The sequence below is a fragment of the Paenibacillus sp. 01T442 genome, assembly GCF_056398345.1.
The window spans coordinates 1-13,297 of the sequence record NZ_JBFTPF010000109.1; the positions used below are offsets into that span (position 1 = coordinate 1).

9 protein-coding genes and 1 pseudogene are annotated in these 13,297 nt (G+C 41.2%); 1 reads left to right on the forward strand and 9 read right to left on the reverse strand.

Annotated elements, in window-relative coordinates:
• The 7 genes and pseudogenes from AC1DLM_RS32665 to AC1DLM_RS32695 form a co-directional block, all read right to left on the reverse strand.
• Nucleotides 1-824 (reverse strand): acyltransferase (locus AC1DLM_RS32665; RefSeq protein WP_477572318.1); only part of this gene is annotated, 824 nt, incomplete at its 3' end.
• 232 nt (nucleotides 825-1,056) lie between these two features.
• Nucleotides 1,057-2,007, reverse strand: coding sequence for a hypothetical protein (locus AC1DLM_RS32670; RefSeq protein ID WP_441992477.1), 951 nt, complete (start codon nucleotides 2,005-2,007; stop codon nucleotides 1,057-1,059).
• A 549-nt stretch (nucleotides 2,008-2,556) separates the two neighbouring features.
• A complete protein-coding gene (locus AC1DLM_RS32675) occupies nucleotides 2,557-3,231 on the reverse strand; it encodes an ABC transporter ATP-binding protein (protein ID WP_441992476.1) in 675 nt (224 codons plus the stop codon).
• A 94-nt stretch (nucleotides 3,232-3,325) separates the two neighbouring features.
• Nucleotides 3,326-4,027 carry an RNA polymerase sporulation sigma factor SigK gene (gene sigK, locus AC1DLM_RS32680; protein WP_441992475.1) on the reverse strand — a complete coding sequence of 234 codons (702 nt, stop codon included), beginning with the start codon at nucleotides 4,025-4,027 and terminating at the stop codon, nucleotides 3,326-3,328.
• A 110-nt stretch (nucleotides 4,028-4,137) separates the two neighbouring features.
• A complete protein-coding gene (locus AC1DLM_RS32685; RefSeq protein WP_441992474.1) occupies nucleotides 4,138-4,989 on the reverse strand; it encodes a hypothetical protein in 852 nt (283 codons plus the stop codon).
• A gap of 8 nt (nucleotides 4,990-4,997) precedes the next feature.
• Entirely contained in the window at nucleotides 4,998-6,194 is a 1,197-nt protein-coding gene (locus AC1DLM_RS32690; RefSeq protein ID WP_477572320.1) for a recombinase family protein, read from the reverse strand.
• Between the two features lie 236 nt (nucleotides 6,195-6,430).
• A pseudogene (locus tag AC1DLM_RS32695) lies at nucleotides 6,431-6,631 on the reverse strand (RNA polymerase subunit sigma-70); the annotation flags it as partial.
• A gap of 288 nt (nucleotides 6,632-6,919) precedes the next feature.
• Here AC1DLM_RS32695 and AC1DLM_RS32700 point away from each other — a divergent pair.
• Nucleotides 6,920-8,941 carry an S-layer homology domain-containing protein gene (locus AC1DLM_RS32700; RefSeq protein WP_441992473.1) on the forward strand — a complete coding sequence of 674 codons (2,022 nt, stop codon included), beginning with the start codon at nucleotides 6,920-6,922 and terminating at the stop codon, nucleotides 8,939-8,941.
• A 133-nt stretch (nucleotides 8,942-9,074) separates the two neighbouring features.
• Here AC1DLM_RS32700 and AC1DLM_RS32705 read toward each other — a convergent pair whose 3' ends face one another.
• Nucleotides 9,075-10,823, reverse strand: coding sequence for a GLUG motif-containing protein (locus AC1DLM_RS32705; protein ID WP_441992472.1), 1,749 nt, complete (start codon nucleotides 10,821-10,823; stop codon nucleotides 9,075-9,077).
• 221 nt (nucleotides 10,824-11,044) lie between these two features.
• Nucleotides 11,045-13,297, reverse strand: a 2,253-nt coding sequence (locus AC1DLM_RS32710; protein WP_477572319.1) for an Ig-like domain-containing protein, incomplete at its 5' end; no start/stop codon positions are given.

Below are 13,297 nucleotides of genomic sequence, written 5' to 3' on the forward strand. Positions count from 1 at the left end.
CACCCTAGCCTAAGGAAGGTTATCCCAATTCCTACTGAATAAAAAAGTACAGATATATCATACCATGGTGTATTTTCAAAAAGTATATTTGAATAACGACTTTCTATTAACATTCCGACATATATAAAACCTGAAAGAAAGGTAACCGGCAATATCCATATAATATTTATCTTCAACCATGATTTGAAGATCATGTAGTAAATGCCCAGATAACCCCCGATTAAAAAATAAGCAAAATATGTAGGTGATAATGATGAAACATGTGGTAATTCTTTAACCCAATTTTTATATACATAGAAAGACCCTTGTATTAGGAACCCTAAGGGGATTAAGCAATGCCTAAACCATGTCCATCTTTTTGCTAATGTCATAAGAGCGGGAAACAGCAGATAAAACTGTAGAATAAGAATCATAAAATATAAATGGTAGCCGATTTCACCCCATTTAAAAGAAACGAAAAAATCATGTAGATTTATATTTATTCCTCTTTTAGATATATATTGATTAAACGTGTAGTAAAATGAAGACCATACTACATAAGGAATGGCAACCCTCCATATTCTTTTTCGGAAATACTTACAAGCCAATTTTTCATTCCAGTTATCGTAATATTGATAAAATAAGACAAAACCACTAATTAGGATAAATAAAGGAACAGCAAATTGACATGCCCTGTTGATTGCATAAAAGATAATTTGTGATAAGCTTCCATCAGTCGGTTCAAGGGTTGCATCTGAAGTGGAATGAATAAGAACGACCGCAAGAATAGCCAATGCTCTTACAATATCCATTTCATGAATCTTTGATCTAACAGATATTATCAATTAAACACCTACCACCTCAACAATATTATGTGAGCTTTAAACTTTGATTGTGATGTGAAACTCCGCAATATCCCGATGCTCTTTTTCATTTCCGTTCAATTCACAATACACGAAGAATACTCCCCCTTCCTTTAATTTCTTCAAGTTATTTCCACAATCCTGCCAGTTAGTTGAGAAAACGGCAGTCCTGATGCCGGCTGCCGTTTCTTACACTTGTCATTCGAGTTGTGATCTATTGAGTTATGATATACCGAAATTTTTCACTGTACGAATTTTTCTTTTGCTCCACTCGTCGTAAATGATCATAAAAGCTATGAGAAAATTTAAATACGTGACCAACATCCCAATCTTGTTCGCTATAGTTCTTTTCCCAAAACTGAATTTCGGTCGGTAGCGCGTTTACTCTCGTCGCAGGTAGCAGAGGCAATTGATCGACAGGCGAAACCAATTTGATTGAATCTCCAGGTTTAATGTTACGACTATGGCGTAGAACTTTAACCAACTTCATTATTGGAAGTAATCCTCTTTCGAAGAAGGAGACATGGCCTAGATCAAACAAGATGTTTAACGCATGTGAGAAAGTTAACATGTGACCAATTAAATCATGATGTGATTCCGCGCGATAAATGACGGGGAACTCGGTGAGCTGTTCCAGCACAAGCAATGATAGCTCTTTTGGATTCGATATTTTCGGAAAGCCGTCTTCATCAATAATCTGCATCCTTTTCACCTCGGAAGCAGAAAAACCAATCCAAGAACGTCCCGGAATCGTCCTCTCAAACGAGAGAATGAGATCGATTATTCCAGCAATTTCCTCAGTACTTCCCCAACCTTTTAGTTCATGGATAGCCAACAAACTTGCAGCGCTGTAAATTACATTATGACCGACCCAGTGCAGCTCATCAATCGTTTTATCAAGTGCTTCAAGTATGGCAGCTTCAGCCGTACATTTGTCATAATCGGAACGGTGTTGAGTACTTTCCGATCCAAGAATCTTTTGTACCATCGCTCCAGCCTGCGAAGCAATGAGTTCAGTGATTTCTTGTCTCAAATTATTCGTTGAAACGAAAAAATAACTACCAATAGCGGCAGCACCATAATGAGCTTGCCAAATGTCACCTGTTTCTTGTTTGCATGAAGCGATGATCGTTAATCCGTCCCTCAATATGGATTGGTTTAACATAATGTCCTCCAATTTAATTCCTATTACACTAAATCTTCGCGAGCCTAATTCAACAATCCTGCCCGTTAGCGGGGTGAAGGGCCACCTTCCATCATGCATGCATATTATATTGTTTGTATGGCAACCACCGATAATCAACAAATGACTCCCCAGAATTAAGATAAGTGAATGTTCACAAAAGTAAACACCCACTAACGAACTCTATTTTCCACTAACGGACTTTATTTTCCTTGATCAGTAGCGTAGCAGCAGCAAGTTGCACCTCCATAAAATAAGAGCATGATATCACTCGGTTTTCCTCCGATTTCTTTGCAACATACATATTTCCATTATTGGCCTTACACTACGCAACCCACTCTCTATTCCATCTAGGTAATCTAGGCAGACTGTCACAAATGAAGATTTATTGTTCGAACGAAGTCATCATTTCCCTCTCACCAATATAAGAGGCCTCACTCACTTAATAGTGAAAGAATAACACCCGTTTTCGACAAAAAAAACAGAACTCCGCATATATCCCATGGAGTCCCCGGTCTTCACCTTCTTATTCTAAACACTCTCTAACAACCGCCCATCCCGAAACCTCACAACCCGCTTCGCCTGCTGCGCTATCGCATGGTCATGCGTAATCAAAATTATCGTCCTACCCTGCTCATTCAACCTCTTAAATATATCCATAATCTCAATCCCCGTCTTCGAATCCAGTGCTCCAGTCGGTTCATCCGCCAAAATAATCGCAGGATCTCCTGCGAGCGTTCGTGCGATCGCAACCCGCTGCTGCTGCCCGCCAGACAACTCCGAAGGCAGATGCTTCCACCGATCCACCAAATCGACCGCTTCCAAAGCTTTCAAAACAAGTGGCTCTCGTTCTTTCCGCGTCATCCCCCGATAAATTAAAGGCAACTCTACGTTCTCATATGCACTTAATCGGGGCAATAAATTAAAGTTTTGAAACACGAATCCGATTTTCCGATTCCGTATCTCGGCTAGCTGCCAATCCTTCATCTGGTTAATCGCTCTGCCGTCAAGAACGTATGATCCCGTGTCAGACACATCTAAACACCCGATGATGTTCATCAGCGTCGACTTCCCCGAACCTGAAGGCCCCATAATCGCGACAAATTCTCCTTGCTCAATAACTAATGACACATCATCCAACGCGCGAATCGTTTCCCCACCCATCACATATTGTTTACAGACATGATCAATTTGAATTAGGCTCATATCCTTCGCCTCCATTTTGCGATCCCAAGATCCCTAACAATGAAGAATGCGACTATACGAAACGTGTTAAAATGCTCCCCCTAACCTAGCAGCCTTACCGCTTCGCCTTATAAAATTCATGATATAGCTTCATCAACGCCCGCTTTTCAATGCGCGATACATAGGACCGGGAAATCCCCAGCTCTTTCGCGATCTCCCTCTGCGTCCGTTCCTCACCGCCAAGCTCCAAACCAAACCGACCGACAACAACTTCCTTCTCGCGGTCATCCAAAATCTCTAAATTTTTATATATCTTAGACTTCTCAATCTTCAGCTGTACCGCATCCACTACATCGTCAGCTTCACTGCCGAGGATGTCAATTAACGTAATCTCATTCCCCTCTTTGTCCGTTCCAATGGGATCGTGCAGAGATACATCTTTACGTGTCTTCTTCAATGAACGAAGATGCATTAAAATCTCATTTTCTATACAACGTGCTGCAAAAGTCGCCAACTTCGTACCTTTGTTTGGGGAGAAGGATTCGATAGCTTTGATAAGTCCAATCGTCCCGATGGAGATCAAATCTTCCAAATCTTCCCCCGTATTATCGAATTTTTTCACTATATGGGCGACCAATCTCAAATTGTGTTCAATCAACTTGTTCCTAGAATGATCATTACCGTCTGCCATAAGCCTCAGATGTAATTCTTCTTCTGCCTCGGTAAGTGGTTGAGGAAACGCATTATTTTTGACATAGGATACAAGCAAGGTTAGCTGCTTGATTAATACGGCTATTGCGCTAAACAATCCAGGCATTCCAGCCACCCCCTTCAGTGTTAGCGGATCTTAGCTGTTCGGAAGTCTCCGCTTTGAGCTTAGTATTAGTGTATGTAGGTAGGAGCCTAGAAGTGCATGTACCTAATAACTTAGACAAAGAAGTCATCTAGAACCAGCTCATTTAAATTAACTTGTGGGGATCTTGTTACACTAAGATAAGAGAGCAACTTTAGTCTCCTCTGATTGAACTCGTACATCGCCTGCTCTTTTGAGATCTCCATCAGAAAAAACTTCAATTTAACATCCTTAAACATTCTATACTTATTGATTTCTGACATGCAGATAAATCCTCTGGCTGCAAGTTCCTCTAACTTAGATATATCTATAACTGCAACATCCAGCAGTTCACTGATCCCAAAGATACTTAGAAAATGTTGAACTAAAACGGCCGGCTTCGTCTCTAAGAGAGAGATTGTCCCGTAATCGGTTACAACCTTTTTCTCTTTTTGAAGGATTGCCGAAGTGCACGCACGTTTTCTAAGTCTATACCACTCTCCAGATAAGATCTCTAGATTTTTATGATATTCATGCCATACCGCCAATTGATCTTGAATATCCATATCAGCCCACCAAACGTTATATGTATTCTTCAATTGTTTATTGGGACTAAAACGAACAAACTTCTCAACTAATAGCATATCTTTATTAACTAATCTTAATAGCTGTTCTTCACTTAACTTCTCTATACAAATAGAACATGCATGAACCAAAATGCCTAGATCATAAAACATCTCCTTTAGAGCATCCTTGTCCCAAGCATATTCTTTGTTAGAAAGAAACTTGCTAACTACACCAATTTCATTCCATTCAATTCTCATTTTTTCAGAACTCATTTGGAACAGACGAACATTATCCTTAATACTGCTCGTAATGAATTCGCACTGTTTCATTTCCTCATACTTGCCCTGCTCAAAAAAATAGTTGAGATGAAAGATCGTCATTTGATAAACTACTCCCACTCAACTATCTTCATAGGACTATATACATTTGCCTGCTTTAACTTGAACTTTCTATGCAGCACTACACCAACATCTGTTTCTTTATTGGTCTTCTCTGCTAACAAGTTTTCTAAATGGCCAATCATTGTAATTTGAACTTCATTACCTATATAATGAACTCTCACCTCATCAATAAGCCATTCGACGATTTTTCTTTTTTCATCAAATGATAGTTCTGAGCCATTTCTTCCAATGAACTCCTTAATGCGTTCTGTAGCTAATGTAATCTTTTCAGCATTCACATTCCCCTCTTCGAACGCTTCAAGCTGCAATAAATAATTGTCTAGAGTTCGTTGAAGATCTAACTTAAACACATTGATTTTGGCAATCTCTTCTGCCATCTGCTCCTCATTAATTACATCACGCATAAACATTATTTTTATTTTTTCAATTTCCTTCCCCTTTTCAATGAGTTGATTTCTTACCAACTCGCTGGCTTGTTTAATCTCACTAACAACTGACTCCGACATCACATCTAATTGTGCAATATACTCATTTGGGTCAGATATCACTGACATTATGAGATTCCATATAAACTCTTCAAGCAAATCAGCTCTCAAAGTCTTTGCGGGACAAGCTGTTACTCCATTTCCATAACGCTTTGGGTTTTTATTTGGACATCGATAACAGGTATACTTTCTTTTCACACCATCGTACAAACCTTTTGATGCATATGTTGTGCAATCCCAGGTTCTTCCACAATGTGAACATCTAATTATTGATTTGAGAAGATATTCATACTTTGTATTTCCGGATCTTGTAGTGTTTTTCACTTTTTGTTCTTGTGCTAATTCAAAAAGTGCCGAATCAACGATAGGCTCAATTTCAACCAGAATCCAGTCACCTTTCTCACGAAATTCATAAGTTTTTTTAGGTGCACCGCCTTTGGTTTTCTCACCTTTAACCTTTTTGAATTTTCGGCGATTGTAATAGTATTTACCGATATAAACCTCTGAATTTAAAATACGCGAAATTGAAGAAGATCCCCAATTACAACTTTCTTGCCTTTTTGGGGATACACCCAAATCATAAAGCTTACTTCCAATTTCACGAAGTGTTAAGTGATCAAAGATATACCACTGATAAATATTCCTAACAACCTCTGCCTCCTTTTCGTTTATTAATGGCCGTCTTGAATTGTATTCCAGTCAACTGTTGATGGAAATTCTAGCTCGATATTGTCAAATTTTTAAGATGAATTTTTGTTAGTTTGATCAAACAGATTAGATATTTCTTCTACCAATCCAACTTCAATCGAAGCTTTGACAGCTGAAAAACAATATTCCGTTATTACTTAACATCATTGCTAAAATACATTGAATACTCTTCAATTGTTGGTATTCGGAAAAAAAGCTTGTCCTACATAGCTTCGTGTCCACAACCCCTTTACTATATGGGCAACTAACCTTAAATTGTGCTCAATCAGCTTATTTCTGGAATGATCATTACCTTCAGCCATTTGACGCAAATGTACTTCTTCTTCTGCCTCGGTAAGTGGTTGTGGAAACGCGTTATTCTTTACATAGGACACAAGCAATGTAAGCTGCTTAATCAAAATGGCAATCGTACCAAACAATCCTGGCATTCCAGCTACCMCCTTGAGCGTATTGCGGAGCATGTTGGCTTCGGTAGCCTCCGCTATTTAGAATAGTATTAGTCTATGTGGGTTAGCGCCTAGAAGTGCCTGTACGGAATAACTTACTTGAATATGTCGTTCGAAATTTGCTCATTTAAGATTACTTGCTGAGCACGTACGAAACTCCGGCCAAAAAAACTACCTTTAAGCATTGTCATTTATGCTTTCATATTGAATAATCCCTGTGCACATGAAATAATCAACTTAATATCTGTTAAATAAAGGGAGAGTGTCCAGTTGAAGAATGTACGCTTCATAGGCAGCCTACTCGTATTGTTCATAGGTTTCGCGTCGACTACCTTACCTGTTTCAGCTCAATTCACGATAGATCCTGTGCAGACGATTACGCCAATTACGAACCTTAATCCTAACGTCAAGGACCTCATCATGTTTCAGAATTCTAGCTTCGTACAATTAAAATGGAAAGCTCCGACAATCGCAATATCGTATATCGGTACTCCCACTGTTGCTCCCGACGATACCATTTACTTCTCTTATACAATACTGGCTGGAAACGGGATTGCGGCACATTTGCCAGACGGGACGAAGAAATGGCGAATTGCCATCAATGAACATATCTTAACATCACCTGCCATCGATAAGGATGGTACCATTTATGTCGGTACTGGCCGAGCCGGTGAGCCAGGCAAGCTAATGGCATTTCGAGCAGATGGTTCATTGAAATGGTCTTTCATTACAGGCGATCAAGTCGCATCTGTACCGATTTTTGGGGCGGACGGAACGATTTATGTCGCATCTAAAGATGGCATTCTACATGCTCTAAATCCTATGGATGGCACAGAAATCTGGTGGCTTGATCTGGAGGTAAAAAATCAGGCGAAGCTGGTTCTTAGCCCTGATGGCACTATTTATGCAACTATGGGTACCAAATCGCTTTTCGCGATCAAGCCAAATGGGACGAAGAAATGGATATTTCCAATAGGCGGTCTAGCAACATCGACACCTACTATCGGGTTAGATGCTACCATTTATGTTGGATCTGATGATCATAAACTTTATGCCGTTTCACCTAACGGAACTAAACAATGGGAATTCGATCAAGGCAGCAGCCTATATGCGCCATCTGTCGGTCCAGACGGAAGTGTTTATTTCGGATCACAAGATGGAAAGCTCAACGCCTTATTACCTAGTGGAACGATAAAATGGCAATTCGCTGCAGGCGGTACGGTCACCCCGCCACTTCTTGGGCCGAATGGAATTATCTATACCAATTCATCGGCAAATAAAGCAATTTACGCGCTTAGCCCCGACGGTACCATTCAGTGGCAATACAAGATTGATACTAACGAGATTTTACCCTTATTCACTGGACATGATGGGACCCTCTACGAAGTATCCACCAAATTTGCCGATCAAGAAGAAATTAAGTCCGAGGGCTTATTAGACATGTTTGTTTTGTACATGTACGCGCTCAAAGTTCCTGTAACAGCCATAACGATCAATAAACCCACACTCAACCTTCAAGCGGGGGAACGCGTCTCACTCAGCGCCGCGATTTCACCCAGTTATGCATCCAATCACAAAACAACGTGGAAGAGCAGTAATCCAAACATTGCAGCAGTGGACAGCAACGGGCAAGTCAGTGCACTCATCCCCGGCACAGTAACAATTACTGCAACTTCCGGGGACGGCTTATCTACACAGAGCAAGGTCACTGTCACAGAAGGAACTAGCCCTGCAACGACTACAACCGCAGATACAAGTCCCTTTACAGACACGAAAGGACATTGGGCAAGTCCTGAGATTAGCATGGCCTATGAGCGTAAAATCGCGAGCGGTTATCCGGACTTCTCATTCAAGCCGAATGCTGACATTACGCGTTCTGAGTTTACGGTTATGTTAATGAATGGATTGAAGCCTAACCTAGAGGGTGTACCGCTCACTTTCACCGATGCGAACCTGGTAGAAGATTGGGCGGCAAATTTAGTCAAACAAGCCGTTCAGCTTGGCCTCGTCAGCGGATATCCCGATGGCACATTCCGACCGACAGCCAACATTACCCATGCAGAAATGATTTCTATGGTCGTAAAAGCCCTGGGTCTCCCCCTAATAGCAGGTATCCCAACAGGCTATGCCGATGATGCCGACATTCCAGATTGGGCTAAGCCAGCGGCAGTCATTTCAAGCAAAAACAACCTACTTGGCGGCACCATAGGCAATAACTTCGCCTCATCTATGCTTGCTACCAGAGCGGAGGCCGTTACAGCCATTGTTCGAATGCTTCATATAAAGCCATAACATATAAAACCTCTGCCCCCTACAATAGACAATAGAGAACTATCAGGTTAATCTATACTATTTTAGGGGGTGTTTGGCATGGGGAAAAAAAGACACCCAAAAGGGTGCCTCCTCCTACACGACGCCTAGTTCATTAATCCAACTCAATAAACTTTGGTATTATCTGTTGCAGCAACTGTTCAATTTGTCCTCTACTTAACTGATCCTGTCTTTGTTTCATTGTCAAAAGGACATCAACGATATCACGATCTCCATCATCGTTTAAATCTGCCAACACAATGGGCATACGATTTACGAATACTTGGTAATTTTGTGTGCTGCCATTCTGTGCGGTTACCGTAATTTGAATCGTATTCATTCCTTCAACTAGATTCGGTACATCGTAGATGTAAGCTTGATCAGCAAGCATATTATATACTGCACCCGTTATCGTAATCGTTTGATAGGGATCTGCCGGGGCGAGCTCGATTCGAAATGTTACAACCTCATTGGGCACTTCTACTAAATAGTCCACTTGCGATGGCTCAAACCCTGGCGTTAACGTACCTTGTTTCACATTTATGTTAGACAACAAGGCATTGCTGGATGGCGAATTAATGTCTGTTAGCTTTACCAGAATAGTTTTAATGTTTCCTACATCATTTGCAATACGGATACTAATCGTATCCCCTACATTTACGTTAATATTATCGACCGATGTACCCGTTATCGGAACATAATTCAAACCATTAATCGAATACGCCATACCATTTTCGGTATTATACAACTTTGTCGTTCCAGGGGTCGTCCCCTTGGTCAGCTTTGTAAAAGCCCATAGTTGAGGATATTCATTAGGAAGTTGATACCAATCTGTTGCAAAATCCCAACCCATAAAGTTAGCTCTCACTCTCATTTCACTATCCGTTAGACCAGTGCCTCTCCCTGTATCAACTTGATGTGTAGGACCGTTGTTGTAATAGCTGTTGGTTATAATCCTATTGTTCACACCCACCAACCCACCTGCTTGATTGGTTCCACTCACAGTCCCTGTGGCGTAGCTAGTAGTGATTGTTCCATTCATATTTACGCCAACCAAACCGCCAATCTCATAATTTCCATTTACATCAGCAGCCGCGTAGCTAGTGGTGATCGTTCCATCATTAAATCCAACCAATCCGCCAATAGCATGATTGCCATTTATTGATCCAGTAACATAGCTGTTGCTAATGGAGCCAAATCTATTGTGTCCCGCCAAACCACCAACAACCCAATTACCCGTTATATTTACATTTTCCAATCTCATATTCGTAACCGTACTACCTGATTCTAGTTGACCAAATAAACCAACAAAACTAACACCTGACCTATTAATGGTAAGTCCCCTGATTATGTGACCATTGCCATCTATATTTCCTCGAAAAGCTGAACCATCACTGCCTATCGGCAGCCAACCGTCCCCATCATTGTATGGACTAACATTTAAATCAATATCATTTATCAGCTTAAAATATAGACCAGGCTGCAAATTATTCCTTACCTTATCAAGTTGCTCAGCAGTTGAAATTTCATAGGGTTGTTGCTGCGTTCCGTTTCCTCTTGCAAATTCATCCAGATACTCACATAGTTTAACTACTCCGGGTGCAGGATCACCTTGCTTAAAAGTCCCAGTGTTACATGCCACCCCATCGGTGAATCTAGCATATACAAAATTGGCACCAATCCCGTATCGTACTAATTTCTCTCCTGTAAAGTGACAATCTCCCCCTTCACCAGCGCAGTATACCCAATCGTTACCTGCCGCGGCTACTTCACTGCTCCCGCCAAGTATCCCGATCGTTCCACCCAATACCATCATCCATACAAATAGGATAATCATTCCTTTTTTTAACATTGAACGCATCATTATTTCCCCTCCAAAGCTAGTAAAACTCTCTGCCACACTTATCTCAGGAATAAAGCCAGTACTAGATTCTCGGTGCAATATATGCGACTTTATACCTATAATCATATCACATATCCACATTTATTAAGTAAATATTTTGTCAAAATAAACCATTAATTGTCGATACCATTTGACAGATCTCTACGCAATAAAATAAGCCCCTTTTCGGGGCTTATCCAAATCTAGTCTATCATCGGAGAAATCAGACTCAGTATGAAAGTAATATCATTCCGATCGATTCTACCATCAAGATTGAAATCTCGCGCAGGACTATCGGAAGTAATAAAAGTAACAACATCATCAATTTGAATACGACCATCCTGGTCATGATCCAGTAAAGTGAAAGTAGAAATAGGAATAACAACAAAACTCATTTCTGTGGAAATAATTCCATTGTTAGCGATGACTGTATATATCCCTGGCTCGGTATTCACAGGCAAGATAAACCTTGAGTCAGAGAAGGTACCGTTAGTTACAGTAACATCATTGAAGCTAGTTAGAACACTGCCGTTAGGGGCCAGGATTGTAATCGTCAATCCATTTAGATTAGTTGTCCCTATTAACTCAACTACTTCACCCTGTACTTTAGTTGAAATCGGACTTAATTTAATGTGAGGAGCATCGGACGTGATCGTAATGACTTTTCTCCCTACAATGCCAGACCCGTSATTTGCTCTTGCCTCAACCGTAACTGTACCTATGCCAGTTGCTGTTAACAAGCCACTTTGACTAATTATTGCATTCCCCGTATACCCATTTCCGTTCCCATAAACATGCCATGTTACTGAAGAATTCGTTACGTTCAAAGGTAATACAGATGCTTCCAACTGTAGCGTTCCCCCAATAACTACCGCATCCCTATTAGAAGTTTCTTTTACAGATATACTAATCGTCATAACAGGTACTTCAGGTACCGGTGTTATTGAGATAGCTGTGCTGCCTTTAGTACCTGTACCGTCAGTTGCTGTCGCTGTAACCGTAACAATACCTGGTTCAATAGCATTTAACACACCTAAATCACTGATGGTCGCTGCACCTGAATTTCCATACACACTCCAAACCACTGATGCGTTAGTTGCGTTTTCAGGTAGAACAGTTGCAATCAATTGTAGCGTATTTCCTRCAACTACTGAAGTTAGGTTGCCTGCCCCTTTAACTTCAATTTGACTAACAGGGATTGCAGTAATTGAGATTGACGTGCTTCCTTTAGTCCCTGATCCATCCACTGCTGTTGCAATTACCGTAACTGTACCTACTTGTGTAGCAATCAATAATCCCGTTGCGTTGATCATCGCATTACCTGTATTTGCGACCACACTCCAAGTTATATCAGTATTTGATGCATTCTCTGGCCACACAGCAGCGTTCATCTGCAATGAGCTTCCATTGATTACCGTTGTTGCATCGCCAGCTCCGGTCACTACTATACTATTGACGGGTAATGCTGTAATCGTAATGGTCTTGCTACCAACCATATTCGTACCATCATTGGCTGTGGCTTTAACRGTGACTGTACCTACTGTTGWTCCTGTCAATAAACCRGACGGACTTATCGTTGCTGTTCCAGTACCTGCTTCCACACGCCATGTTACGGAAGTGTTCGTTGCGTTTTCTGGTAATACCGTCGCATTCATTTGCAACGAGCTACCGTATGTAACACTTGTCACACTATTTGCGCCTGAGACGATGATCTCTGTGACAGGTACAGCTGCAATCGTAATGCTCTTGCTACCAACCATATTCGTACCATCATTGGCTGTGGCTTTAACGGTGACTGTGCCTACAGTTGTTCCTGTCAATAAACCAGACGGACTGATCGTTGCTGTTCCTGTGCCTGCTTCCACACGCCATGTTACGGAAGTGTTCGTTGCGTTCTCRGGTAGTACCKCTGCACTCATTTGCAATGWRCTTCCRTTYGRAACRCTTGTWGCTYCATCTTTACCTGTCACGKCGATACTTGTGACTGGTATTGCAGCAATCGTAATGSTCTTGCTACCAACAATATTCGAACCATCATTGGCTGTAGCTTTAACGGTGACTGTACCTACAGTTGWTCCTGTCAATAAACCRGACGGACTKATCGTTGCTGTTCCTGTGCCTGATTCCACACGCCATGTTACGGAAGTGTTCGTTGCATTCTCTGGTAGTACCGTCGCATTCATTTGCAACGAGCTTCCGTTCGAAACGCTTGTTGCTTCATCTTTACCTGTCACGACGATACTTGTGACTGGAATCACCGCAATCGTAATGCTCTTGCTACCCACAATATTCGAACCATCATTGGCTGTGGCTTTAACGGTGACTGTACCTATAGTTGTTCCTGTCAAAAAACCGGACGGACTGATCGTTGCTGTTCCTGTGCCTGCTTCCACACGCCATGTTACGGAAGTGTTCGTTGCGTTCTCAGGTAGTACCTCTGCACTCATTTGCAATGT

What these genes read in the sequence shown, in the direction of transcription:
- AC1DLM_RS32670 (WP_441992477.1), bottom strand. Translation starts at nt 2,007, where the DNA reads ATGTTAAACCAATCCATATTGAGGGACGGATTAACGATCATCGCTTCA.
- AC1DLM_RS32685 (WP_441992474.1), bottom strand. Translation starts at nt 4,989, where the DNA reads ATGACGATCTTTCATCTCAACTATTTTTTTGAGCAGGGCAAGTATGAG.
- AC1DLM_RS32705 (WP_441992472.1), bottom strand. Translation starts at nt 10,823, where the DNA reads ATGATGCGTTCAATGTTAAAAAAAGGAATGATTATCCTATTTGTATGG.
- sigK (WP_441992475.1), bottom strand. Translation starts at nt 4,027, where the DNA reads ATGCCTGGATTGTTTAGCGCAATAGCCGTATTAATCAAGCAGCTAACC.
- AC1DLM_RS32675 (WP_441992476.1), bottom strand. Translation starts at nt 3,231, where the DNA reads ATGAGCCTAATTCAAATTGATCATGTCTGTAAACAATATGTGATGGGT.